The following is a 23,999-nucleotide window of genomic DNA, read 5'->3' as shown; positions in this document are numbered from 1 at the left end:
TCAGGACGGCATTGCGTTGAGGCGCTGGTTGTCCTGCGCCTGGCCGGCGACCAGCGTAGGCGCCTGCGATCCGGCGAGCGCGGGACGGAAGGCGTCGCGTTCGCCGTCTGGAATGGGTGCGGTCGGATCAGGGCGGAAGGCGTCGACTGCGCGGTCTTCGAAGCCGGGATGCTTGTCGCTCATCAGATCGGTGGGGACATGCTCGGCCGAGCCGGGGGTCTGCGCCGTCTGCGCCGCGGCGGGGCCCTCAGCAGGCGTCGGTGCGGGATCGGGCTGGGCGCCGGGAGCGAGGGGCTGGCCGTCGGTGTAGCTGCGCTTGCCGAGCTTGCTCGCGCCGAACAGCGCGGCGACGACGGCGCCGATCAAGGCGCCAGCCGACAGCGTGCCGATGGCGAGCGAGCGGCCGCTGGGCCTGGTCGCCGAAGCCTGCTCGGCCTTGGGTGGTGTGGTGGAAGTGGCGCCGTCATTGGACGCGCGCTTGCGGGGGGTCTTGGCTGCCATGTTGCAATCCCGTGATGATTGGGGGTTGCTGGCTTAACGGGCGGGGTGGGGTGGTGTTCCCGACCCGGAAATCGTGCCGGAGCGCGGGCGGTTCGGTGGCTTTGAAAAGCGCGTCGAAGCGCCCGCCTAGGGCTTTAGCCGAGTATTTCGCGGACCGCGGCGCGCGCGACTTCGCGCGGGCAGGGTTCAATCGGGAAGAGGCGGCGGTGAACCGGCACAAAGGCCGAGAACGAGTGGTTGTTGCTACGCGTGATCTGCATTTGTTCGATATTGGTAAAGAAGTTCATTGGTGTCCTGTGTTGGGTTTGACGAAAGCGCCACGGCCCGAAGGCTGGCGACGGTTTTCCGATCGGCGAACGCACCAGCGGAACAGCCTTATCGGCCGCGCGCCTGTGCAAGCATCGGAAGTGACGAAGGGCGCGAAAGGTTCCAAAAGGAACGCGCCGAATACGGCCGGCGCCCTGAAGTCATTATAGGATGCGCGCAAGCCGTCTGCAAGCATGTGCAGGATTTATCGGCGCGCAGCCGGGGGCGAAGCGCCCCCGAAAAACGGTAAGAGGGAGGGGAGCCGGCGTTGCGCCGCTCAGGCGAGCTCGGCCTGGGTTGCTTCACGATCGCGGCGCGACGCGCTGACGCGGTCCTGACGCACGGCCATTTCGAGCCAAGCGGCCTCTGCACGCAGATTGCGGTCGCGGACATTGTCGAGCGTGGAAGCATCGGCGTCGGCGCGGCACTTGGCGGCCTGACCGCGATAATCGGGTTGGTTACCCATGAGCGAAGCTCCCGTCGATGAGGATAGAATGGCGCGCCCCGCGAACAAAGCGCGCCGGTAAGAGGGAAGGATTATTCAGCGGAATCGATGTTCACGGCCGATGCGCGGCCGCGCTTGTCGTTCTCAAGGTCGTAGCTGACGCGCTGGTTCTGGTTCAGCGTGCCCATGCCCGAACGCTCGACGGCGCTGATGTGCACGAATGCGTCCTGGCCGCCATTGTCGGGGGCGATGAAGCCATAACCCTTGGTGGCGTCGAAGAACTTAACGGTGCCGATGTTGCTGCTCATGGGAAATATTCCTTCTGTGGTCGGCGCGCCCGAGTTTGGACGAACCTCGTGCTGCAAGGCAGAGAGAAGGAAGAAGGGCCGCAAAGCGCCGAAGACCGTCAATTGCGACTGAAGCAAACCGGATATGGACCTATGGTGTTGAACTTACAAGGGCGCGGGTGGCTTTGGGGACATCGCGCGAGGACGGGTTCGGCGATTTTCGCGGGATTTGGGACAAGGCGTCTTTTTTCGCGGCTGAGCTGTGCGGTGATTTTTGGCACGCGAAGGTGCGAAGAAGGTTGGAGCTCGCGCGGAGGCGCGAAGACGGGTGCCGGCGGCAAGCGCGTGCCAGCCCGGCCGGCGGAGCATGGGGCTCCCGGCGTTGCGCGAAGGCGAGGCGCGCTGGCTCAGCCGGAGTCCAACACGCGGTCCATCTCGGCGATGAACTGCTCGAACTCGGCGAGGCCGTCATCGTCCTGCGCGGAGCCGGGAGGCGGCAGGGCCAAGGCTGGCGCCGCGGGTTCGGCGCCGGCGCCCGCGGGTGCCGGCTCTTCCTGGATGAAGCCGAAATACAGGTCGCGCTGGCGGGCGTCGGCCTCGCGTTCTTCTTCCGGGGCGCCTTCCTCCATCGCGCGGTGGGCCTTCAGCTCCTCTTCAGTGAGCGAGCGGGAATAATCGGGGCTGCCGAACACGCCGTCCTCGAACCCCCAATAATCTTCGGGCGGCGGGAAGTTGGTGCGCCATTCGCCACCATCCCAGAATACGCGCGGCTCGGGGCCCCAATCGTCCTCTTCTTCCTCGCCCGCATCGTCGTGAAGTTGAGGAAGTTGCGATCCTGTCGCGGTTTCGTCCGCGGGCTTGCGGCCGAGCACGAGCAGCCCGGCGGCTTCGGCGCGCTGCCATCGCTCGGCGGTCCATTGCGCGCGGTCGACGATGTCGAGATCGGTGGTGTCGACCTCGCCCGCCAGCGCCACGCCGGTGCGGCAATAGCGGTCGGCGCGCGCCAGGCTGACGATCGGCGCGAGATCGGCGTCGCTGGCGGCGCGGGTGCCAAGGAACAGCCCGGTGCGCGCCGGCCCCTCGTTGCGTTCGAGCACGTCGAGGAACGCGTCGAACTCCTGCGCGACCAGCCGCGCGGCTTCGAGCGCGGCGCCGCATTCGGGCGCCTCGGCCTGGCGATCGAGCCGGGCGAGCATGGTTGCCGCGAGGCGATTGTCATATTTGTGGCGGGCGATGGTGCTGCCATCGGGACGGGTGAGCGTTTCCACCTGGCCCTCCACCGCGCGGGCGAACAGCATTGCCGCCAGCCGCTCACGCGCCAGCAGGTTCGCGCCGGACCAGCCGACCGCAAAGGTCGTCGCGGGCGCGCGGCGGCGAAAGGCGTAGGCCGAGGCGGCAGACATGCCGACCAGCCGCGCGGCGGCATCGACCGTCTGACCCTCGGCAATGGCTTCGAGGAAGAAGCGCTGGCGATCGGGGGTCCAGCCATCGTGCCGCTGCGCCCGCTGGCGCGCGGCGGCGGTATGCTCGGGAAGGTTGGCAGGCGCGTTCATCGCGGCGCTCCTGCATGCGTGGCGCGGATCGGCGGCGTGAGACGGTTCCCCATGAGTCGGTTGCTCCCCCTGTTCGGTTGCAATGCGACTCTTCCCCTATGCCGGTTCGTGGGCGGTAGGAAAGCGAAAGTTCATGATATGTTCTTTCTTCGGGGCGAGTTGAAGAGAAGGGTTCGCGCAGAGGCGCAGAGGCGCAGAGAGGACGCGGAGAAGCGGGGTGTGCACGCGAAGGCGCGAAGGCGCGGAGAGTGGGTCAAGCCGCGCAGCGGCAGAATAAGCGGCACGCGTTCTTTCCTGCCGCCCGAGCGGCGGCGGCGCTTGCGGCAGGCCATCTCCTCCTCTGCGCCTCCGCGCCTCTGCGCGAACCGCTTTCTTCTTGAAGCCCGGATCAGCGCCGGCGATGGGTGGTGCCTTCGCCGGGCGTGATGAAGATCGCGGTGGCGGTGGTGCCCGGGGGCACATCGGCGGTGTGCCAGGTGCCGGGCGGGTTGATGGCATAGTCGTTGGCGTGGAGGATGATGGTGTGGGTGCTGCCGTCGGGATGCTCCTGGTGGAGCGTCAGCGTGCCGGCGGTGCAGATCACCAGTTCACCGCCGTGCGGGTGGACCTCCCACGAGTCCCAGCTTTGATCGAAGCTGTATTGCGAGACGAGCCGGCCCTCGATCCCGTCGGCGGCGTGGCGCGCCGAGTAGGCGGCGTACCAGCTTTCGTCGGTGAACTCTGGCTCGACCGATGCGGTGGCGCCGAGGCCGAGATGGGCGGGGTTGGTGGGGAGGTGGGGCATGACGCGCGAACGCTAGGATGCAGCCAACGTTAAATCCAGCGCCGCATACAAGCTAAAAGGGGCTGGCGGATGCTATTCGTTGCGGACGCGACGAACCGTGCTTACGATGGCCGGATCATAGGGATTTGAAATGGCGCTGAATAAGAGCACAGCCAAGAAGTCGACCACTAGGAACGAGAACGATCCGACTGTCCGGTTCGAGTCAGCCAAGGTCGAGAGCTTGTTTCCCGTACTGGACGCTGTCGCGTGGATGGACGAGGCTTCTACGGCCCAGATCGCGCAGTTTGCAGGTATAGATCCGAGGACGGCTGGTAAACTTCTAAAGAACGCAAATCATTTAGGCATCGTCGACAGGCGGGGTACGGGATATATATTGCTGACATCTTATCCTTACCAAGGCACTGGTGATCAGAAGAGAGATGTCGTCAGAGAGGCGCTGGTTCGTCTGCCAATACTGGTTAGCGCTCGGCAGTTCATGAGCCTGGGAGATCCACTGGACGCCGCGATGAGAAAAGCAGCGACCGTTAACCGAATCGTCCCTTTTAACATTGCCGATTACGCGCCGATGTTAGCGTGGGCAGAGGCGCTAAACGCCTTAAAACCGGGACTGGTTCAAGAGGATCTTGTAGACTCTGCTGCGGCAGCAAAGGTGGAGCGTCACGGAGCAAATAAAGATAGCCGAGTTGCGTTCCTTTCTCATAGTTCAAGCGACAAGCCATTCGTAAGGCAATTGGCGGCCGACCTAAAGGCGGCTGGAATAGATGTTTGGCTTGATGAGCAGCGAATTCGCGTTGGGGAGTCTATCCCAGAGCGGATAAGCCAAGGATTAGCAGAGTCTGATTTTTTTCTCTTGGCAGTGAGTAAAGCATCCGTTGATAGCGAATGGGTGAAAAAAGAGCTTAACGGTGCGCTAATCAACGAAGTTCAACGACGGGCGGTTCATATCCTCCCCCTTAAACTCGACGATACCAAGATGCCGGCGCCCATTTCTGATAAAAAATATGCCGATTTTTCTTTATCTTACAAGGCTGGCTTAGCTGATCTCGTTTCTGCGATGAAGGGCAACTAACAATGGCAGACAGTGCAACTGGAACGAAGCGGCAGCCACCGAAGGGCAGCCCACCGAAAGGCGGCACTCGATTTCCGCGTTACGGCTTAAAAGAGGCCGTCGAATGGGCGAGAAAGCTAGTCGCTAAAACTCATAATGGCCCACAGTCGGCTGAGATTATTTATGCTAGCGTGGTCGAATCCAAGGGGCCTAGAGGCAAAATAAAGGCGTCGGCGTTGAAACAGTTCAATTTGATGGATGGTTCGAAAGACGCATATTTCGCTACACGACTTGCAAAAGATATTGTAGTCGCCCCCCCCCCGTGAAGAACTGGATCAACTGTTATCTAAAGCTGCCTTAGCGCCTGTTCTATTTAAATCTTTATTTGACACGTTCCACGGGGACACTGTTACAGCCGCAAAGCTAAAACAGCGGGCGGCAGAACTGAATGTTCATCCAGACAATCTAGAAGCTGCCATAAGCGTTTATGTGTCCTCGTTGACAGTAGGAGGGCTGCTGTTCGTAGACGGAGATAAAATATCACATAAGACTGCAGCAAGCGCCGGCGCTCTTCTTTCAGGCGATGAACAGGACGCCAATGAGGAATCAACCGAAGAGCGAAATAGTGAAGACGGAGATTCACTAACCGATATGCGTGAAGCCGCGGAGAAACGCTCTTCGAAGGCGATTTTTCATGTCAATGTCAACTTAGATGCGAGTTTGGATAGTGATAAACTCGAAAAACATCTGGCGTTGTTGAAGAGATACGGAGCAATATAGGGATTAACTTTGCGACCGTGGCTTCGGTCTCCGCCGTGTCGTCGAGGATATAGAGGGTCTGGCCGGTGGTGCGGCGGGCGAGTTGTTTGCGTTATCCTAAACAGAAGAACCCGAGCGACAACGCGACCGCCAACACTGCCGCAGCACACACGATCCAGCCGCGATGAACATGGCCACTCGCCATGCGGAAGCGACCGCGTTTCCAGGCGAGGCCGGTGACGGTCAGCAGCGGCAGCGAAACGATTGCCCAGACGAACAGTCGCCAACTTCCCTCGCCGATGTTCAGGCCGGAAAGCAGTGGGCCGAGTGCTATCAGCAGCACCACCACCGCCATGCCGGCATAGCCGGCGATCTGGACGCGGAGGCGGGTGTCCTCGGCTTCGAACTGGGCTTGCAGTTCCTGCTCTGTGTCCGGTGAGTCGGTCATGCCCCTCTCCCTCCCATCGCTGCGCGACGGGTCCCTCCCTCTCCCCCGCGGGGAGAGGGCAAGGTTACTCGGCGGCGGCGTGCTGTTCGGCTACCTTCCGCGGCTTGAGCAGCGGCGCGAGGTACTTTCCCGTAAAGCTGCGCGGTTCCTTCGCCACCGCCTCCGGCGTGCCCTGGGCGACGATCTCGCCGCCCTTGACGCCGCCTTCCGGCCCCAGGTCGAGGACCCAGTCGGCGGTCTTGATGACGTCAAGATTGTGCTCGATCACCACCACGGTGTTGCCCTGTTCGACCAGGGCGTGAAGGACTTCCAGCAATTTGCGAACATCCTCGAAATGGAGGCCGGTGGTGGGCTCGTCGAGGATGTAGAGGGTCTGGCCAGTGGCACGGCGGGCGAGTTCCTTGGCGAGCTTGACGCGCTGGGCCTCGCCGCCCGAGAGGGTGGTGGCCTGTTGCCCGACCTTGACATAGCCCAGGCCCACTTCGGCGAGCATCGCCATGCGGTCGCGGATCGGGGGAACGGCCTTGAAGAATTCGTGCGCGTCCTCGACCGTCATGTCGAGCACGTCGGCGATGCTGTGCCCCTTGAACTTCACTTCCAGCGTTTCGCGGTTGTAGCGCGCGCCGTGGCACACGTCGCACTCGACATAGACGTCGGGGAGGAAGTGCATCTCGATCTTGAGCACGCCGTCGCCCTGGCACGCCTCGCACCGGCCGCCCTTGACGTTGAACGAGAAGCGGCCGGGCTTGTAGCCGCGCGCCTGTGACTCCGGGAGCCCGGCGAACCAGTCGCGGATCTGGGTGAAGGCGCCGGTGTACGTCGCCGGGTTCGAGCGCGGGGTGCGGCCGATCGGCGACTGATCGATGTCGATCACCTTGTCGCAATGCTCGAGCCCGGTGATCTTGTCGTGCTTGCCGGCCAGCACGCGGGCGCCGTTGAGGGTGCGCGCGGCGGAGGCATAGAGCGTGTCGATGGTGAAGCTCGACTTGCCCGATCCCGAGACGCCGGTGATGCACGTGAAGGTGCCGAGCGGGATGGAGGCGGTGACGCCGCGGAGGTTGTTGGCGGTGGCGTTGTGGACGGTGAGCTTCTTGCCATTGCCCTTGCGGCGCTTGGCCGGGAGCGGGACTTCGCGGGTGCCGTTGAGATAGTCGGCGGTGACCGAGCCCTGGGTGGCGAGGACCTGTTCGAGCGTGCCTTGCGCCACGACTTCGCCGCCATGCACCCCCGCGCCGGGCCCCATGTCGATCACATAATCGGCGGTGCGGATCGCGTCCTCGTCATGCTCGACGACGATCACGGTGTTGCCGAGATCGCGCAGGCGGCGAAGGGTCTTCAAGAGCATGTCGTTGTCGCGCTGGTGGAGGCCGATCGACGGCTCATCGAGGACGTAGAGCACGCCGGAGAGGCCGCTGCCGATCTGGCTGGCGAGGCGGATGCGCTGGCTCTCGCCGCCCGACAGCGTGCCCGAGGTGCGGTCGAGGTTGAGGTAATCGAGGCCGACATTGTTGAGGAAGCCGAGGCGCTCGTCGATCTCCTTAAGGATCGCGCGGGCGATTTCGCGCTGCTGCGGCGTGAGCGTGTCGGGGAGCTTGGCGAACCAGGCGAGCGCGTCGACCACGGAGAGGTGGGTGGCGTGGCTGATGTCCTCGCCGGCGATCTTGACCGCGCGTGCCTCTGGCTTGAGGCGGGCGCCGCCGCAGGTCTCGCACGGGTGCGCGGCCTGATATTTGGCCAGCTCCTCGCGCATGAACGCGCTCTCGGTCTGGAGCATGCGGCGGTTGAGATTGCCGATCACGCCCTCGAACGGCTTCTTGACGTCGTACGACTTCTTGCCGTCGACAAAGGTGAGGGTGACCGCCTTGCCGCGGGTGCCGTGGAGGATGGCGTAGCGATGCTCCTCGGGGAGGTCGCTCCATTTCGTGTCGAGGCTGAAGCCGAACTCGCGGGCGAGGGAGCCCAGGACCTGCATGTAATAGGGGCTGGGCGGGTTGGACTTGGCCCAGGGCACGATCGCGCCCTTTTTGATCGTCAGCTCGTGGTTGGGGACGACGAGATCCTCGTCGAATTCGAGCTTTTCGCCCAGGCCGTCGCAGGCGGGGCAGGCGCCCTGGGGCGCGTTGAACGAGAACAAGCGCGGCTCGATCTCTGGAATCGTGAAGCCCGAGACCGGGCAGGCGAACTTTTCGGAGAAGACGATGCGGTTGGCGGGGATGCCGGCGCCCTTCATCGCGCCCGCGTCGGCCGCTTCGTTCTCGCGGCCGGGGACGACGCCGTCGGTCAGGTCGACATAGGCCAGGCCCTCGGCGAGCTTGAGCGCGGTTTCGAAGCTTTCGGCCAGGCGCGTGGCGATGTCGTCGCGGACCACTAGGCGGTCGACCACCACTTCGATGTCATGCTTGTACTTCTTGTCGAGCGCGGGGGCTTCCTCGATCAGGTACATCTCGCCGTCGATGCGGACGCGCTGGAAGCCGGCGCGCTGCCATTCGGCGAGTTCCTTGCGATACTCGCCCTTGCGGCCGCGCACGACGGGGGCGAGCAGGAGCAGGCGGGTGCCCTCGGGCAGGGCCAGGACGCGGTCGACCATCTGCGACACGGTCTGCGCGCTGATCGGCAGGCCGGTGGCGGGCGAATAGGGCACGCCGACGCGCGCCCATAGGAGCCGCATGTAATCGTAGATCTCGGTAACCGTCGCGACCGTGGAGCGCGGGTTGCGGCTGGTGGTCTTCTGCTCGATCGAGATTGCGGGGGAGAGGCCCTCGATATGCTCGACATTGGGCTTCTGCATCATCTCGAGGAACTGGCGCGCGTACGCGCTCAGGCTTTCGACATAGCGGCGCTGCCCCTCGGCATAGATGGTGTCGAAGGCGAGGCTAGACTTGCCCGAGCCCGACAGGCCGGTGATCACCGTCAGCGTGTCGCGCGGGATGTCGATGTCCACGCCCTTGAGATTGTGCTCACGCGCGCCGCGCACCGAAATCGTGGTAAGTGCCATAGAGTGATCTGTTCCAGATTTGTTCGCTGGTTTCAAGCGCGCCCGGCCTTACATGGGGCGCAGCGAGGCAGGAGCAAGACTTTGGCAACCGACACCCCGGAAACGATCGACGCGGCGGTGCTGGCGTTCTGCGCCACGGTGGCGCCGGGCGTGCCCCAATATGTCGAGGTGGTGCCGGGCGAGGCGGCGCGCGTCGCCTATTGCTTCGACAATGCCGCGGCGGCGGTGGCACGCGGCGGGGGCGAAGTGGCGCATGGCTGGGCGATCTGGCGCTGGGCGGGGCGCTATTTCGAGGCGGAGCATCATGGCATCTGGCGGCGGCCCGACGGCACGCTGATCGACGTGACGCCGATGTTCTACGGCCAGACGCGCACGCTGTTCCTGAGCGATCCGCAAGCGGTGTTCGATCCCGCGCGGTTTCGGGCGAACATCCTGGGTGCGGAAGCGGGGAACGCCGTAGCCGAGGAGTATGTCGCGCTGGCCCGCGAGCGGGCGGCGATCCTGAACGCCTATGGCGAGCCGGGGGTGGCGCATGCGATCACGCCCGAGGACCAGGCGCGGCTGGATGCGATCACGCCGCGCTGGGTGGAACTGTACGCGGCGCTGGAGCGCGGCGAGGGGATGCTGCAAGGCGCTTGAAAGCGGGCGGCTCGCCTGCCTGAGGGGTGGGGCGCCTACCCACAAGGGCGATAGCCGCGTATGCGCGCGGGATGGATAGCTCAGCAGTCATCATCGGCGCTTCCGGCGGCATCGGCGGCGCACTCGAAACGGCATTGGTGGAAGAAGGCGTTTTCGCCGCGGTGCACGGCTTTGCCCGGTCGCGCAGTGGGGCACAGCATCTCGACCTGACGGACGAGGCGAGCATCGCCGCGGCGGCGGCGCAGGTCGCCAAGGGGCCGGCGCCGGGGCTGGTGATCGTCGCGACGGGGGTGCTGCACGCCGGTGGCAGCGAGCCGGAAAAGGCGATGCGCGATCTGGACCCGGCCTGGCTGGCGCAGGTCCATGCCGTCAACGCGATCGGCCCGGCGCTGGTGGCGAAGCATTTCCTGCCGCTGATGCCCAAGAGCGGGCGCACGGTGTTTGCGGCGCTGTCGGCACGGGTGGGGTCGATCAGCGACAATGTGATGGGCGGCTGGCATGGCTATCGCGCGTCCAAGGCGGCGCTCAACATGCTGGTCCGCACGCTGGCGATCGAGGAACGGCGGCGCAACAGCAGTTCCATCGTCGTGACGCTGCACCCGGGCACGGTGGACACGGCCTTGTCGAAGCCGTTCCAGGGCAATGTCCAGCCGGGGTGGCTGTTCACCCCCGACCGCGCGGCGATGCAGCTGCTCGACGTGATCGAGGAACTGCGGGCGCGGGATAGCGGGAAGCTGTTTGATTTTGAGGGGAAGGAAGTGGGGTTTTAGGAAGGGCGTTGCTGCTGTGACGACCCGATTTCGATCAGAATGTGCCAAAGCCACCGCTTACCCGTCGACGTGACCTCGCCTATCGTCGCGCACCCGCTGACGAAAAGGCGGGACGTGCCATAGAGTTGCTCCCGATCTGCTTGAGAGTTCCGCATGCTTGAGGTGCTGTCGGAGTTCACGGTTACAAGCGCGCGGAGACTGGCCGTTCGTCCCTGAGCGGAATTATGCGTTGAGAAAGTAACGAGGTGCAACGTTTGTTATTGCATGATAGCATCCCACCTCCTTGGGGGAGGAAATTCACGATGAATGGGGTTAAGTCTGCTCTGCACATCCGGAGCATTGTGATGTCCTTGTTGGTGACAGCGACAGTGTCAGGATGCGCTACGGCCAGTTTCGCACCGCCAGAAGTACAGGTCGATCGGAAAATCACCGCTGGACGGATGTTTAGCTGCAACCAGATAGATCGTGGTACAGACGATGAGATAAACAAGGATCTTTATGGGTCCATAGATCTGATAAACAACTATATACGCGCGTACCGATGCGCCTCTCATGAAGCCGCCGACGGGAGGCAAGTTTTCGAAGTTCCATCGATGTTGGCCCTCGTAGCGGCTGGCGTCGGACCGGCGCTGGGGCTTAACGCAAACGGCGCGCTGGTCGCCGCCACCGGAGCTGCGGTCTATGGACGCGCAAACAGCTATTAAGCGCCGAAGGAAAAAGCGGCTGTAGTTGATACCGCGCTGGACGCGGTGCTGTGCGTCAAGGCCGGCGCCGTGGGGTTCGACTCGTTCGACACCACAGCTGGCCTCCGCGCGACTCCAGCGGAGATTCAGACGGCTGAAAACGACGTGCAGAAAGCCACGAGCTCGCTGATCCAGGTGCAGGGGGAGGTTTCGCGGCTCACGGAGGCCTTGTCGCGTGTTCAGCAGCAGCAGGAAGTGTCGCCTGCTCAAAGGAACGGCCTGTCCGTATTGCTGGGGCAGCGCCTCGGCAGCGGCCGGGCGGCGCCGAACAAGGCCAATCTTCAGGCCGGGCTGAACAAGGCTAGGCAGGACTTGGTGTCGGCGCAGGACCAGAAGGAAGCGGCACAACAGCAACTCGCCGCGCTTCGCAGCAGCTTCGACCTGCCGCGCATCCACTATGAGATTGTTTCCACCGCTTTGTTCTCGATTGAACGTGTCCTGGCACAGCGGCTGAGCAATATCGGCAGTTTCGACTCGGCAGGCATCGCCGCCGAATTTGAGAAATTGAGCGGGCAGGAAGAAGACGCGAAGGACGAAAAGAGGGCCATAGATGCGGGTAAGGCGCCAGGCGGCGGCAACAAGACGCTCACGCCAGGGACCGACGAGTTCCGCCAGGCGAAGACGTCGAACGAAGTAGAAATGTTGCAAGTTAAGCTGCAGAAGTGCGTCGTGCGGGCGAAGGTTTGAGGTAGATCGGCCAGGAATATTCTGGCGGGCCTCATGCGCGAGGGAGGATCTCCACTCAACGCCGGTCTGTCGTGCATCGCGTGGCCGCTAAGCCTGGGTCTGCGTCTGAACAAACTGGCTACCGAGACGCCGCGCGGATCAGGCGCGTGCGCTTATGCTCCGCCAGCGCTCGGCCTTATCCAGCGCCCATTGGTCGTCGACGTCGATCCAGTCGAGGTCGCTGCAGTCGGTGAGGTAGGCCTGGCCCGTGGCGGCGAGGATGCGCATGCCTTCGGTCAGCGAGGGGGCTTCGAGCTGGCGCAGCGCGGCGAAGAGCGCCGGGCCGGTGGCGAAGACGCCGGTGTCGAAGCAGTCATAGGGCTCCAGCCCCTTGCCGATCGCGACGATGCGCTCGCCATCGGACTGCACGCGGGTGACGTCGTCGAGGTCGACCCAGTCGCTGCCGATGCGGCGGTCTATGCCCAGGCGGGTGCCGCCGCCCGCGCCGACCTGCGCCATGCGGCGGTACAGGCTCGGATCGACGAGGTGGTCGCACATCGCCAGCAGCGCTTCGCCGGGCACGCGCGGCGCGGCGGCGAGCACCGAGCTGCCATTGGGCAGGCGGTGGTCGGTGCGCACCGTCTCCACCACGAGCGGCCATTGGCGGGCGGCCAGGTGCGCCTCGATCTCCGAGGCGCCATAGCCCAGCACGATCACTGCTCGCGTGAGCCCCGCTTGCGCCAGTCCGTACAGGGCGTGGGCGAGCAGAGTGTGCCCGCCGACCCGGCACAAAGGCTTGAACGGCGCGGCGGAGCGAAGGCGGCTGCCTTCCCCCGCCGCGAGCAGGATCGCGGTGTCGATCACCTTATGCGGCGGCGATGAAGTCTTCGACCGCGAGCTGGGCGAGATCGTCGGTCATCTGTGTGCGCGGGTGCTTGCAGAAATAGGCCGAGGCGGCGTCGATCGGGCCGGCAAGCCCGCGATCCTTGGCAAGCTTGGCGCAGCGGATCATGTCGATCGCGACGCCGGCGGAGTTCGGGCTGTCCTCAACCGAGAGACGCAGTTCGAGGTTCATCGGCACGCCGCCGAACATCGAGCCTTCCATGCGCAGGAAGCACACCTTGTTGTCGTTCTGCCACGGCACATAATCGGACGGGCCGATATGGACGTTCTCGTCATCCAGGCGCTCGGCCGCGACCGACTGAACGGCCTCGGTCTTCGAGATCTTCTTGGACGCCAGGCGGCGGTGGTTCGACATGTTGAGGAAGTCGGTGTTGCCGCCGGTGTTGAGCTGGTAGGTGCGCTCCAGCTTCACGCCGCGCTTGGCGAACAGATCGGTCAGCACGCGGTGAACGATGGTCGCGCCGAGCTGGGCCTTGATGTCATCGCCGATGATCGGCACGCCGGCATCAACGAAGCGCTGTGCCCATTCAGGGTTGCTGGCGATGAACACGGGGATGTTGTTGACGAAGGCGACCCCGGCTTCGAGCGCGCATTCGGCGTAGAATTCGGACGCCGCCTGCGAGCCGACCGGCAGATAGTTCATCAGCACGTCGGTCTTGGTCTCACGCAGCAGGGCGACGACCTCTTCCTTGGTCGGCTCCTTTTCCTGCGCAACGACGAAGGTGCGGTCGTCATTATATTCCGACATGTGCTCGGCGACGCCGTCGAGGATCTTGCCCATGCGGACGGTGGCGCCGGTCGGCTCGATCGCAGAGCAGAAGATGGCGGTGTTGTTCGGCTTGGCGAAGATCGCCTCGGCGACGTCCTTGCCGACCTTGCGCTTGTCCACGTCCCACGCGGCGACGACCTGGATGTCGCTGGGGCGGTAGCCGCCCAGCTCCCAGTGCATCAGGCCGACCGTGTCGTTCGCGCCTTCGCGATAGTAAGAAAGGCCCTGAACGAGGGAACTGGCGCAATTGCCGATGCCGACTACGGCGATGTTGATGCTCGACATTACTACTTCACGTCCTTTGCGTGGGTGATTGGTCAGAATTCATGGGCGGCACGGCGGCGAGGCTGCGGATGAGCCGAGCCTCCACGACGCGGTGCCAGATGAGGCCGATGACGAGGACTGCGGTCAGCGGTGCCAGCTCAAACCACCAGAACAGCCGCGGATTGCCGGCGAGGCAGGCGAGGAAGATCGCGACGACGCGGACATTGGCGGTGAGCAGGCTCAGCAGCCGCATCGGCGCGGTGGCCTGCGCGCCATAGGCGCCGGCGAGACGGGCCGAGTCGCTCTGGCGCCGCAGGGCGTCGTCAAAGGGATAAGCGAAGCGGTCCAGCATGCCGGCCGCGGAGTCGTAGAGGCGGACTAGCGGGTTGCGGCTGGGCGCCGGGGGCGGGGCGAGCGCGATGCCCTTGCACCGGCGGTGGAAGCGGGCGCGTTCGCTTTCGTAGAGGTTGGACTGCACCGCGTGGGCGGCGCCGGCGGCCCAGGCGAGTACCCAGCCCTCGACCGCGCCGACCGAGATCGCCAGCACGGTGTAGATCAGCGCGAACACGCCGTGGTCGCACAGCCCGTCGAGCGCGCGGCCGAGTGGGCTGGCGGTGCCGGTGGCGCGGGCGATCATCCCGTCAAGCCCGTCGGCGATCAGCCAGCCGACCGAAAACAGCAGCCCGAGCAGCGCGAACGGCCAGGCATGCCATTGGCTGTAGGCGAGCGCGGCGCAAGTGCCCAGCGCGAGTCCGCCGAACGACACCGCGTTTGCCGAAATCCCGCGCGCCAGGAACCCCGGCAGGAGCGCACGCCCTGCGGGATGAATGATCCAGAGATTGGTCGGATCCTCGATCCGGCGATCCCTTGACCGGTCCGGCGGAGGAACTGTCATCGGACTGTCACCTACAGCGCGCGACGGCCACTCAGCAAGTCATTTGCGGTGCCCGACGAACGCCGGCGCATAGCGGTTCGTGTTCGTTACGCGGTGGCAACTTCCTGGCAGTCCCGCGTTTGGCGATGCCGGCGCGGTCGGGCGCAAGGCGGCGTTGACGCTGTAAGGCCCTCCCGTGCGGGGAGGGCCCTTGCGAGCTTAGAAGCGCCAGTTCGTCCAGAGCGCGAGATAGTCATAGTCGGTATAGCCGGCGCGCTCGAACACTTCGCCGGTGAACATATGCTCGTAGCGGCCGGTGAAGGACAAGCGGCGGGTGGGCGTCCACACGACCTGAAGGCGGGCGAGCTGGGCGACGTCGCGGCCCTCGACATTGGCGGTGCGGGCATAGGCCGTGGCGTTGCCGCGATAGACCGGCTCCGACAAATTGTCGCGCATCGCCCAGCTATACTCGGTCGAGACCTTGATGGTCTTGGTCGGTGAAAAGGCAAAGGTGGGGGCGATCATCCGGAGATTGGTCGGCCCGATCGCAGTGGTATAGGCAAAGTAGATCGTGTTGCCGAACGGCGCTGCCGCGGTACCGAGCGTGCCGGTGCCCTGGCTGTTGTCGCCGGTGCCATAATCGAAGTGGAAGCCCAGCCGCGGCTTGAGTGCCGATTTCGACAGCAGCACGTTCTGGCCCATGAAGATCTGAGTCGCGTCGATATTGCGCGTGCCGAACTCGCCGGTCTGATGCGTCACGGTCCAGTCGATCGTGTAGTCGCCGGCGCTGCCCCAGAGCCGCGCGCCCAGATAATTTCGCACTTCGGTTGCGGTGGTGACGCCCCAGCGCTGGCCGCTGCTGCGGAAGCGCCAGATGAAGGGATCGAAGTAGAGCTTGGACTTGCCGAACAGCGTCTTGGGCAGGGCATAGCCGAACGTGACGCCTGAGAAGCGGTGGCCGTCATCGATCTTGTCGTCGCGCAGGCCGTGAGAGCCCAGCGTCGTGAACTTGAGGTCGAAGACGTCGGCGCGAAGGTTGGACGTGCGGGCCCAGCCGCGAATGCCGTTCAGCACGAAGGCGAGGCTGTTGTTGTCGCGCTGCGATACCAGCTGCGCCGCGCCGTCGGCAAATTCCTGGCGGCCATAGCGCACGCCGACCGCCGCAGGGCCGATATCGGCTGTGGCTTCGGCGAAATATTGCTGCGCGAACAGGTCGTTGTGCAGGTTGTTTGCCGGCACGCCGATATTTTCGCCGGTGATCTGACCGCTGGCGAGCTCGCCGAACAGGCGGAAATGCTTGCCGATGTGGAGGTCGGCGCCGCCGACAAGGCGCAGCAGCTCCTGGTCCTGGGCAGGACCGCGCGTCAGGCCGGGATTGGTCACGTGATTGAAACGGGCTCGGACCTCGCCGCTGAGCGTGAGGTACACATCCCCGTCGGCGGCGAGCGGCAGGTACTTCAGGCGATCGAAGATGTCGTCGCGCTTGGCGGGATCCTTGTAGCTGCGCCAATCCTCGACCCAGCGGTGCGCGTTGAAGCCTTCGGTGGTGGTGCCTTCGCCGGCCGCTTCGGTCGGGTAGGCAAAGGGCGTGCGCACGGCAGGCTTGGCGGCGGCGCTTTCCGGGAAGTTCTGCGCGGCCTTGTCGCCTTCCTTGGCGGCTTCGCCTTCCTTGGCCACGTCGCCGTCCTTGCGGACCTCCGCTGCCGACGCAGTCATGGCACAAAGAAGCATCGGGGCAGTCAGCGCGGTGGAGAGAAGAAAACGCATGCCGAGTTCCAATTCAGGGGAGCGCCCCTGGCGACCTTGAAAGGTCTTTGAGGATTGCCCCCGACGCCCCGAGTTCGTCCGCCTGTTGCGGATCTGTGCCCATTATAGAGGGAGCGCGTGCTGCTTGGCCGGAATGCGTGCCTGCTGCGTAGTTCTACGGAAGCACCGGCAACGGCGGGCGATAAACCCGCGCCAACAGCGGGCGATGGAACCGTGACCAACGGCACCGGTTCTGGAAGCGCCTAGGATGGGAGCAAGCGCGACATGGCCGTATTCAACAAGGACCTGCTGGAAGCCGCGGGCAAGAACAACTTCTTCCAGAAGGAAGTGTATCTCGACGACAATATCCAGATCGTGCTGATGCATCTTCAACCAGGCGAAGAGATCGGCGAAGAAACGCATCCCGCCGATCAGACGACGTTCTTCGTCTCGGGCGAGGGCCAGGCCGTGGTCGACGGCAGCCGCACCAAGGTGGTGGCCAACCGGCTGATCGTGATCCCCAAAGGTGCCAAGCACAATATCATCAACAAGGGCAGCGAGCCGCTCAAGCTGTTCTCCATCTATGCGCCGCCTGCCGAGCCCGCTGGCGTAGCCTTCAAGACCAAGGAAAAGGCCGAGGCTGCCGAGGAAGGCGTGATCCACAAGATGGTGGACAAGGCGAAGAAGCTGGTCGGGTCTGAGTAAGCGACGGTTTGCCGGAACGGGTCGCCGCTTCCCCCGGTTCTTCCCGCATCACGAGTGCAGGAGAGCGACATGGCTGAAAAAGGTGATCATGACGGCAAGAGCGGCCGCGAAACGCAAGGTGGCAGCGAAAAGCAGCACGAGAAGGATGCCGACAACAGCCGAACAGCGTCAAAGCAGAATGCGGGCGGCGGCGGGCATAAGTAACGGATGAAGATGCAGCGCCCCGTTCGGCCTAGCGGCCGGGCGGGCGTTGCTGCGCCGATAACGATCAGGCGGGCCTGAAGGGTAGCAGGGTCTCATATTGCGCAAGCGGCGGTGCGCCGGGGATGACCGCGCGGTGACGCAGCAGGAAGGCGTGGCGAACGATCTCCGCCTGCTGCTCCAGCCCATAGCGGGCGAAGGCTTGGCCTGGCTTCATCGCATAGGTGTAACGGCAGAATGGATGGCGCTTCAGCGGCAGGAAGATGCCCTGCTGATGCTGCCATATATGCACCATCTCATGGACGAACAGCCCCTGCACCCCAAGCGGCGCAAGGCTGAAATCCTCATGATACATACCGCTTTTCGGGTGAAAGTGGATCGTGCCGCGGGGCGCCATGGTGGTGTTGCGCGGTTGAAAGAATGCCCATTTGGTGTTTGCCACGCGCGCTCTGGCATAATCGACGGCCTCACCAAGGACCGATGCGGCGAGGCGGGTCTCCCCGGGGGTGAGCGGGCGCGATGCGGACATCGCGGTGTCATGGCCGACGGCGATGGGTTTGTCACCGCCGTCGGTCCCGATGCTCAGGGGATCAAGCGATCGGCGCGCAGCCGCTCGAACAGCTGGAAGAACGCGTCGTCGGTCGGCTGGTAGCCGGTGAACCCCAGGCGGCGGCTCTTGGACATGTCGGTCACCACTTCCAGCGGCCGGCCAAGATCGGCGTCGGTATGCCAGGCTGAGGCCAGCCGGCTGAGATCGGCCTCTGCCAAACCCTCGCGTTCGGCGATCCGCCGCCATAGATCGGCATCGTTCGCCATCTGCTGCTCGAGCGGGCGAACGGTACCGTCAAAGGGCGCGGGCTTGATCCCGAACCAGTTGGCGATGCGGCTCCACATCCACTGCCAGCGGAAGACGTCGCCATTGACGATGTTGAAGTCCTCGTTGTGCGCCGCTTCGGTTTCGGCCGCCCAAAGGAGCTGGCGGGCGAGCTGGCGAGCATCGGTCATGTCGGTGAGTCCGCTCCACTGCGCCGCGGAGCCGGGAAAGGTGAAGGGGCGCCCGGTCTCCCGGCACAGCGTCGCATAAGCCGCGAGCGTCGTACCCATATTCATGGCGTTGCCCACGGCCTTACCGATCACAGTGTGCGGGCGATGGACGCTCCAGGTGAAGCCGTCGCGTGCCGCCGCGGCGAATACTTCGTCCTCCTGGGCATAATAGAAATTCTCGACGTCGAGCCGGCCCTGCTCCTCGCGGAACGGAGTCTGGGGCAGCACGCCTTTACCGTAAGCTTCGAACGGCCCGAGATAGTGTTTGAGGCCGGTCACCAGCGCGACGTGGCGCCTCCCGGTTGGCTTGGGCAGGCTATCAAGCAAATTGCGCACCATGGCGGCGTTGACGCGGATATTCTCTGCCTCACTATCCTGGCGCAGCCAGGTGGTGATGAACACCGCATCGGGGTGGATGCCCTGTAACGCCTGCGCTGTGGCAGCGGCATTCTGCAGGTCGGCGGCTACCGGCTGCACGCCGTTCTGGGCGGCCGGGCGGCGCGCGAGGCCGTGGACACCCCACCCCTGTTCGATCAGCAATGTCGCCGTCGCGCTGCCGACGATGCCACTCGCCCCGACGACCAATGCAGTCTTCGCCATGTTCTTCATCCCATATCCATTGATGGCGAAAAGCTAGGCAATGCGAGGGAAGGCTTCTAGACGGCACCAAACAGGAACCTAGGCACCAGGAGGTACCCAGCGATGCAGCCGGGCTCGGCCGACGAGGAATGGCGGGAGGATTGTGCGCCACGGCGCGTGCTGGCGCTGTTCGCGACCAAATGGACCAGCATGGTGCTGCACACGCTGCATGCCCGCCACGGCGGCACAGCGCGAACCGGTGTGCTGCATCGCAGCCTGCCGGGCATCTCCAAGAAAATGCTCACCCAGACGCTGCGCGAAATGGAGGAGGTCGGCCTCCTCACCCGCCATGTGCAAAGCGCGGTTCCCCCGGCGGTCGAGTATCGACTGAGCGCGCTTGGCATGCGCCTCGTCGAGCCGGTGGAGATGCTTTACGCTTGGGCGCGCGATAATGCCGATGCGCTCGACCAGCTCGGCAGCCGTCCGACCGCGCGCCGGACCTGAACATTTGATCGGGCGCGGCCGCACCGAAAGCGGTTCTGGCGCGTTTTCGCAGCCCCCGACGTTCCGGAGCCATCATGCCCAAACCTGACAAGCAGCTTTCTTCAAAGAAACCGGCGACGGCACTCGCCACGTACATCCTGATTGCCTTCATCGTGGCGGTGCTGGTGCTGTTCTTCGCCACTCGAAAGCATGAGAGCGGCCAGACGACGGCAATCGAGCAGACCAAATAAGCCGCAGCGCGACGCACAAAATGCAGCCGGCATGCAGCCGCCGCGCCGCAGATACGTTCAGGTCATGAAGAACCAAGAAGGTGGAGCATAGGATGTCGGGGAATGATCGCAGACGCAGAATCGGCAGCGGCGCGTGGATCGGCGTGGCCGCGGTGGCGGGCGGCGCATTCCTGCTGGGGCGCTACCTGCGGCGGGTGGAAGACGAGGAAGAAGTGATTCCTGCGGCCTTTGCGCAGCCGGCCGGTGTGAAGGGCGGCTTCGATCAGACGCGCGATGCGGGACCCGAACATATGCGCGACCATGACGACGACGACGTGTGGGATGAAGTCGATGAAGGCGTGGACGAGTCTTTTCCGGCAAGCGACCCGCCGTCGCACAACCGGTTCGACTGAGAACGATTAAGGCTGGGGGTCGCCGGCGCCGACGAGCTGGGCCTGGGTTTCGAGCTTCTTGCCGCTGGCGAGCGTCAGCACCAGCGGGATGCGGTGGCCCGGCTTGAGGCTTGGCGACAGGCCGAACAGCATGACGTGCCTGCCGCCGGGCGCGAAGTCGACTTTCTTGTCGACGTCGACTGCGACGTCGCGCAGCGGCTGCATGGCACTCATCTGGCCGTGGTGCATCGTCTCGTGCAGCTCGGCCCGGCTGGTGGCGGAGGAGGCGATGGCGACCAGCTTGTCCTGCTGGGATCCGCCCTTCAGCGTGAAATAGGCCGCGCCCGGGTTTCCGGAGACCGCGGGGAGGCGTGCCCACGCCTTTTCGATCGTCGGCTCCGCGGGCTGCTGGTGACAGGCGGATACGAGCAGCGCCCCCGCAACAATCCCTGAAATCCCTCGCATCCGCCGTCCTCCCAATTCGGGAAGCGTCGTAGAATCTTGTCCTTCTTGCGGCAAGCGCAGGGCCACCTATATCCCTGCCCGGAAACGGTTCCCCGCAGTGCCTAATAAAGGGCTGCGGAGAGCCATCGCGCTTAATCTTTTTGAACTGGGGGCCACTGAGGGACCATGGCTAAAGTAATCGGTATTGATCTGGGGACGACCAACAGCTGCGTAGCTGTGATGGAGGGCGGCAAGCCCAAGGTTATCGAGAATGCGGAGGGTGCGCGCACTACCCCGTCGATCGTCGCCTTCGCCAAGGACGGCGAGCGGCTGATCGGCCAGCCGGCCAAGCGCCAGGCAGTGACGAACGGCGACAATACCATCTTTGCAGTGAAGCGCCTGATCGGCCGCCGCTTCGACGATCCCGTGACCAAGAAGGACACCGAGCTGGTGCCCTATGCGATCGCGCGCGGCCCGAACGGCGACGCCTGGGTGAAAGCCGGTGGCGAAGAGTACAGCCCCTCGCAGATCTCTGCCTTCATCCTGCAGAAGATGAAGGAAACCGCCGAGAGCTATCTGGGCGAGACGGTCAGCCAGGCGGTTATCACCGTCCCGGCCTATTTCAACGACGCCCAGCGCCAGGCGACCAAGGACGCCGGCAAGATCGCAGGGCTCGAAGTGCTGCGCATCATCAACGAGCCGACCGCAGCGGCGCTGGCCTATGGCCTGGACAAGGACAGCAACAAGACCATCGCGGTCTATGACCTTGGCGGCGGCACGTTCGACATCTCGGTGCTGGAAATCGGCGACGGCGTGTTCGAAGTGAAGGCGACCAACGGCGACACCTTCCTGGGCGGCGAGGACTTCGACTCCAAGATCGTCCAGTATCTGGCCGACGAGTTCCGCAAGGCGGAAGGCATTGACCTCACCAAGGACAAGCTGGCGCTTCAGCGGCTGAAGGAAGCCGCCGAAAAGGCCAAGATCGAGCTTTCCTCGGCGCAGACCACCGAAGTCAATCTGCCCTTCATCACCGCCGACGCCAATGGGCCGAAGCACCTGGTGAAGTCGATCAGCCGCGCCGAGCTGGAGCGTCTGGTCGACGACCTGATCCAGCGCACGCTGGAGCCATGCCGCAAGGCACTGGCCGATGCGGGCCTGAAGGCCGATGCGATCGATGAAGTGGTGCTGGTGGGCGGCATGACCCGCATGCCCAAAGTGCGCGACATCGTGAAGTCGTTCTTCGGCAAGGAGCCGCACACTGGCGTGAACCCCGACGAAGTCGTGGCGATCGGTGCCGCGATCCAGGCCGGCGTGCTCCAGGGCGACGTCAAGGACGTGCTGCTGCTCGACGTGACTCCGCTGTCGCTGGGCATCGAGACGCTGGGTGGCGTGTTCACCCGCATGATCGACCGCAACACCACGATCCCGACCAAGAAGTCGCAGGTCTACTCCACCGCTGACGACAATCAGCAGGCAGTGACCATCCGCGTCTTCCAGGGCGAGCGCGAAATGGCGGCCGACAACAAGATGCTGGGCCAGTTCGACCTGATCGGCATCCCGCCCGCGCCGCGCGGCGTGCCGCAGATCGAAGTGACCTTCGACATCGACGCCAACGGCCTGGTCAATGTGTCGGCCAAGGACAAGGGCACCGGCAAGGAGCAGCAGATCCGCATCCAGGCCTCGGGCGGTCTTTCGGACAGCGACATCGACCAGATGGTCCGCGACGCCGAGAGCTTTGCCGAAGAGGACAAGAAGCGCCGCGCCGCAGCCGAAGCCAAGAACAACGCAGAAAGCCTGGTGCACACCACCGAGCGCCAGCTGCAGGAAAATGGCGACAAGGTCGATGCTTCGCTGAAGGGCGAGATCGAGGCCGCGATCGCCGAGACCAAGACTGCGATCGAAGGCGGCGACGCCGACGAGATGCAGGCCAAGGCACAGAACCTCGCCCAGGTGGCGATGAAGCTGGGCCAGGCGATCTACGAAAAGCAGTCGGCCGAGAATGCATCGCCGAATGCGGGTGCGGCTGCGGGGAACGAGGCTGGCGGCGAAGAAGTCGTCGACGCCGAATTCTCCGAGGTGGACGACAACAAGGCGTAACTCGAACTTCCCTCCCTCTCCTCCGCGTGGGGAGAGGGCCGGGGAGGGGATTGCGGGAGGGCACACGGGTTCGCTTCGTCAGCGGCCCGCCTCCTCGTGGCCCTCTTCCCGCGAGCGGGGAGAGGGCTTTTAGATGACCACCGAAGTCGATTATTACGAACTGCTCGAATGCGAGCGCACCGCGGATGCGGGGACGATCAAGTCGTCCTATCGCAAGCTCGCGATGAAATATCACCCCGACAAGAACCAGGGGTGCACCGATTCCGAGGCCAAGTTCAAGGCGATCAGCGAGGCCTATGACTGCCTGAAAGATCCCCAGAAGCGCGCGGCCTATGACCGCTTCGGCCATGCCGCGTTCAAGCAGGGCGGCGGTGGCGGCGGTCATGGCGCGCAGGACTTCAGCGGCTTCAGCGACATCTTTGAAAGCGTGTTCGGCGAGTTCATGGGCGGGCGCGGCGGCGGCGGCGGCCGCGCGAACCTGCGCGGCGCGGATTTGCGCTACGACATGGACATCAGCCTGGAAGAAGCGTTCCATGGCAAGAACACGGAAATCACAGTCGACGTGTCCGCCATATGCGACACCTGCACGGGATCGGGGGCAACCCCGGGCACCGCGGCCAAGACCTGCCAGCAATGCGCCGGGCACGGCAAGGTGCGCGCGCAGCAGGGCTTCTTCATGGTCGAGCGGACCTGCCCGGTCTGCCACGGGGCAGGCCAGGTGATCGCCGATCCGTGCCGCGACTGCCGCGGCGAAGGCCGCACCGACAAGACCAAGACGCTGAGCATCAACGTGCCGCCCGGTGTCGACGAAGGCACGCGCATCCGCTTGACCGGCGAAGGCGAGGCGGGTGCGCGCGGGGCGCCGGCGGGCGACCTGTACATCTTCCTCCACGTCAAGAAGCACGCGATCTTCGAGCGCGAGGGCACCACGCTCTATGCGCGCGCGCCGATCAGCTTCACCACCGCAGCATTGGGCGGCGAGATCACGCTGCCGGGCCTTGATGGCGAGAGCCACGTCGTGAAGATCCTGCCGGGCACCCAGTCAGGCCGCGAAGTGCGCCAGCGCGGCGTGGGCATGCCGGTGCTCCAAGGCCGCGGGCGCGGTGACCTGGTGGTTCAGCTGACCGTGGAGATGCCGACGAAGCTGACGCCGCGGCAGCGCGAGCTGCTGGAAGAGTTCCGCTCCACCGAGACCGGGGACGAGTGCCCGGAGTCCACTGGTTTCTTTGCCAAGCTGAAGGCCGCTCTGGGCTGAGCATCGCTGGCGGTGCGGCTGAGCGCCGCGCCGCCAGGCTTTGCCGTGAACATGCCCGTGATGTTCGGT

At 64.5% G+C, this 23,999-nt stretch carries 27 protein-coding genes; 12 read left to right on the top strand and 15 right to left on the bottom strand.

All coding sequences use genetic code 11. From position 1 onward, the window contains the following. From FHT02_RS06960 to FHT02_RS06935, 6 genes are all read right to left on the bottom strand, one after another. On the bottom strand, positions 1 to 501 hold the full coding sequence (locus tag FHT02_RS06960; protein WP_184085900.1) for a hypothetical protein: 501 nt from the start codon (positions 499 to 501) through the stop codon (positions 1 to 3). 134 nt (positions 502 to 635) lie between these two features. After that, positions 636 to 863, bottom strand: a complete 228-nt coding sequence (locus FHT02_RS06955) for a hypothetical protein (RefSeq protein WP_184085898.1) — start codon at positions 861 to 863, stop codon at positions 636 to 638. 221 nt (positions 864 to 1,084) lie between these two features. Next, positions 1,085 to 1,273 carry a hypothetical protein gene (locus tag FHT02_RS06950; RefSeq protein WP_184085896.1) on the bottom strand — a complete coding sequence of 63 codons (189 nt, stop codon included), beginning with the start codon at positions 1,271 to 1,273 and terminating at the stop codon, positions 1,085 to 1,087. A gap of 71 nt (positions 1,274 to 1,344) precedes the next feature. Continuing rightward, positions 1,345 to 1,560 (bottom strand): cold-shock protein, encoded by a 216-nt coding sequence (locus tag FHT02_RS06945; protein ID WP_184085895.1) that lies wholly within the window; start codon positions 1,558 to 1,560, stop codon positions 1,345 to 1,347. 386 nt (positions 1,561 to 1,946) lie between these two features. Then, positions 1,947 to 3,092 carry a hypothetical protein gene (locus tag FHT02_RS06940; RefSeq protein ID WP_184085893.1) on the bottom strand — a complete coding sequence of 382 codons (1,146 nt, stop codon included), beginning with the start codon at positions 3,090 to 3,092 and terminating at the stop codon, positions 1,947 to 1,949. Between the two features lie 388 nt (positions 3,093 to 3,480). After that, a complete protein-coding gene (locus tag FHT02_RS06935; RefSeq protein ID WP_184085891.1) occupies positions 3,481 to 3,876 on the bottom strand; it encodes a cupin in 396 nt (131 codons plus the stop codon). Between the two features lie 130 nt (positions 3,877 to 4,006). Between FHT02_RS06935 and FHT02_RS06930 the strand changes: the two genes are divergently transcribed. Together FHT02_RS06930 and FHT02_RS06925 are read left to right on the top strand one after the other, a co-directional pair. After that, positions 4,007 to 4,945 (top strand): toll/interleukin-1 receptor domain-containing protein, encoded by a 939-nt coding sequence (locus tag FHT02_RS06930; protein ID WP_184085889.1) that lies wholly within the window; start codon positions 4,007 to 4,009, stop codon positions 4,943 to 4,945. Positions 4,946 to 5,422: 477 nt separating this feature from the next. Next, positions 5,423 to 5,704: a hypothetical protein gene (locus FHT02_RS06925; protein WP_184085887.1), complete on the top strand. Its 282-nt coding sequence runs from the start codon at positions 5,423 to 5,425 to the stop codon at positions 5,702 to 5,704. A 91-nt stretch (positions 5,705 to 5,795) separates the two neighbouring features. On the opposite strand, the gene FHT02_RS06920 is transcribed toward FHT02_RS06925, so the two are convergent. Next, the gene (locus FHT02_RS06920) at positions 5,796 to 6,131 is read right to left on the bottom strand and encodes a hypothetical protein (RefSeq protein ID WP_184085885.1); all 336 of its coding nucleotides are present in this window, start codon (positions 6,129 to 6,131) and stop codon (positions 5,796 to 5,798) included. A gap of 64 nt (positions 6,132 to 6,195) precedes the next feature. Further along, positions 6,196 to 9,126 carry an excinuclease ABC subunit UvrA gene (uvrA, locus tag FHT02_RS06915; protein WP_184085883.1) on the bottom strand — a complete coding sequence of 977 codons (2,931 nt, stop codon included), beginning with the start codon at positions 9,124 to 9,126 and terminating at the stop codon, positions 6,196 to 6,198. Positions 9,127 to 9,207: 81 nt separating this feature from the next. Here uvrA and FHT02_RS06910 point away from each other — a divergent pair, with 81 nt between their 5' ends. The 3 genes from FHT02_RS06910 (at position 9,208) to FHT02_RS06900 (ending at position 11,965) form a co-directional block, all read left to right on the top strand. Then, on the top strand, positions 9,208 to 9,765 hold the full coding sequence (locus FHT02_RS06910; RefSeq protein WP_184085881.1) for a hypothetical protein: 558 nt from the start codon (positions 9,208 to 9,210) through the stop codon (positions 9,763 to 9,765). Between the two features lie 71 nt (positions 9,766 to 9,836). Continuing rightward, positions 9,837 to 10,535 carry an SDR family NAD(P)-dependent oxidoreductase gene (locus tag FHT02_RS06905; RefSeq protein WP_184085879.1) on the top strand — a complete coding sequence of 233 codons (699 nt, stop codon included), beginning with the start codon at positions 9,837 to 9,839 and terminating at the stop codon, positions 10,533 to 10,535. Positions 10,536 to 11,308: 773 nt separating this feature from the next. Beyond that, positions 11,309 to 11,965: a hypothetical protein gene (locus FHT02_RS06900; protein ID WP_184085877.1), complete on the top strand. Its 657-nt coding sequence runs from the start codon at positions 11,309 to 11,311 to the stop codon at positions 11,963 to 11,965. Between the two features lie 138 nt (positions 11,966 to 12,103). Here the strand turns inward: FHT02_RS06900 and FHT02_RS06895 are convergent, their stop codons facing one another. The 4 genes from FHT02_RS06895 to FHT02_RS06880 form a co-directional block, all read right to left on the bottom strand. Continuing rightward, positions 12,104 to 12,808 (bottom strand): NTP transferase domain-containing protein, encoded by a 705-nt coding sequence (locus FHT02_RS06895; protein ID WP_184085875.1) that lies wholly within the window; start codon positions 12,806 to 12,808, stop codon positions 12,104 to 12,106. A 1-nt stretch (position 12,809) separates the two neighbouring features. Beyond that, entirely contained in the window at positions 12,810 to 13,901 is a 1,092-nt protein-coding gene (locus tag FHT02_RS06890; protein ID WP_184085873.1) for an inositol-3-phosphate synthase, read from the bottom strand. Between the two features lie 7 nt (positions 13,902 to 13,908). Then, the gene (locus FHT02_RS06885) at positions 13,909 to 14,775 is read right to left on the bottom strand and encodes a CDP-alcohol phosphatidyltransferase family protein (RefSeq protein ID WP_184085871.1); all 867 of its coding nucleotides are present in this window, start codon (positions 14,773 to 14,775) and stop codon (positions 13,909 to 13,911) included. Positions 14,776 to 14,973: 198 nt separating this feature from the next. Then, a complete protein-coding gene (locus FHT02_RS06880; protein WP_246352233.1) occupies positions 14,974 to 16,521 on the bottom strand; it encodes an alginate export family protein in 1,548 nt (515 codons plus the stop codon). 264 nt (positions 16,522 to 16,785) lie between these two features. On the opposite strand from FHT02_RS06880, the gene FHT02_RS06875 reads away from it, so the two are divergent. Then, complete coding sequence (locus FHT02_RS06875) at positions 16,786 to 17,205, top strand: cupin domain-containing protein (RefSeq protein WP_184085869.1); 420 nt, start codon at positions 16,786 to 16,788, stop codon at positions 17,203 to 17,205. 69 nt (positions 17,206 to 17,274) lie between these two features. Then, on the top strand, positions 17,275 to 17,409 hold the full coding sequence (locus FHT02_RS21870) for a hypothetical protein (RefSeq protein ID WP_281393057.1): 135 nt from the start codon (positions 17,275 to 17,277) through the stop codon (positions 17,407 to 17,409). A 64-nt stretch (positions 17,410 to 17,473) separates the two neighbouring features. Here FHT02_RS21870 and FHT02_RS06865 read toward each other — a convergent pair whose 3' ends face one another. After that, positions 17,474 to 17,935 (bottom strand): vgr related protein, encoded by a 462-nt coding sequence (locus FHT02_RS06865; protein WP_184085865.1) that lies wholly within the window; start codon positions 17,933 to 17,935, stop codon positions 17,474 to 17,476. A gap of 53 nt (positions 17,936 to 17,988) precedes the next feature. Further along, positions 17,989 to 19,050 carry an SDR family oxidoreductase gene (locus FHT02_RS06860; protein ID WP_184085863.1) on the bottom strand — a complete coding sequence of 354 codons (1,062 nt, stop codon included), beginning with the start codon at positions 19,048 to 19,050 and terminating at the stop codon, positions 17,989 to 17,991. 102 nt (positions 19,051 to 19,152) lie between these two features. On the opposite strand from FHT02_RS06860, the gene FHT02_RS06855 reads away from it, so the two are divergent. The 3 genes from FHT02_RS06855 (at position 19,153) to FHT02_RS21495 (ending at position 20,155) form a co-directional block, all read left to right on the top strand. Then, positions 19,153 to 19,533, top strand: coding sequence for a winged helix-turn-helix transcriptional regulator (locus tag FHT02_RS06855; RefSeq protein WP_184085861.1), 381 nt, complete (start codon positions 19,153 to 19,155; stop codon positions 19,531 to 19,533). Positions 19,534 to 19,607: 74 nt separating this feature from the next. After that, the gene (locus tag FHT02_RS06850; RefSeq protein ID WP_184085859.1) at positions 19,608 to 19,763 is read left to right on the top strand and encodes a hypothetical protein; all 156 of its coding nucleotides are present in this window, start codon (positions 19,608 to 19,610) and stop codon (positions 19,761 to 19,763) included. Positions 19,764 to 19,906: 143 nt separating this feature from the next. After that, positions 19,907 to 20,155: a hypothetical protein gene (locus FHT02_RS21495; RefSeq protein ID WP_184085857.1), complete on the top strand. Its 249-nt coding sequence runs from the start codon at positions 19,907 to 19,909 to the stop codon at positions 20,153 to 20,155. Positions 20,156 to 20,161: 6 nt separating this feature from the next. Here the strand turns inward: FHT02_RS21495 and FHT02_RS06840 are convergent, their stop codons facing one another. Next, on the bottom strand, positions 20,162 to 20,599 hold the full coding sequence (locus FHT02_RS06840; RefSeq protein WP_184085855.1) for a copper chaperone PCu(A)C: 438 nt from the start codon (positions 20,597 to 20,599) through the stop codon (positions 20,162 to 20,164). 165 nt (positions 20,600 to 20,764) lie between these two features. Between FHT02_RS06840 and dnaK the strand changes: the two genes are divergently transcribed. Together dnaK and dnaJ are read left to right on the top strand one after the other, a co-directional pair. Next, entirely contained in the window at positions 20,765 to 22,675 is a 1,911-nt protein-coding gene (gene dnaK / locus FHT02_RS06835; RefSeq protein WP_184085853.1) for a molecular chaperone DnaK, read from the top strand. A gap of 133 nt (positions 22,676 to 22,808) precedes the next feature. Beyond that, positions 22,809 to 23,930 carry a molecular chaperone DnaJ gene (gene dnaJ / locus FHT02_RS06830; protein ID WP_184085851.1) on the top strand — a complete coding sequence of 374 codons (1,122 nt, stop codon included), beginning with the start codon at positions 22,809 to 22,811 and terminating at the stop codon, positions 23,928 to 23,930. The last annotated feature ends 69 nt before the right edge of the window (positions 23,931 to 23,999 follow it).

Source organism: Sphingomonas xinjiangensis, assembly GCF_014199255.1.
GTDB lineage: Bacteria > Pseudomonadota > Alphaproteobacteria > Sphingomonadales > Sphingomonadaceae > Sphingomonas > Sphingomonas xinjiangensis.
This window is presented reverse-complemented; position numbering and strand designations above follow the sequence as displayed.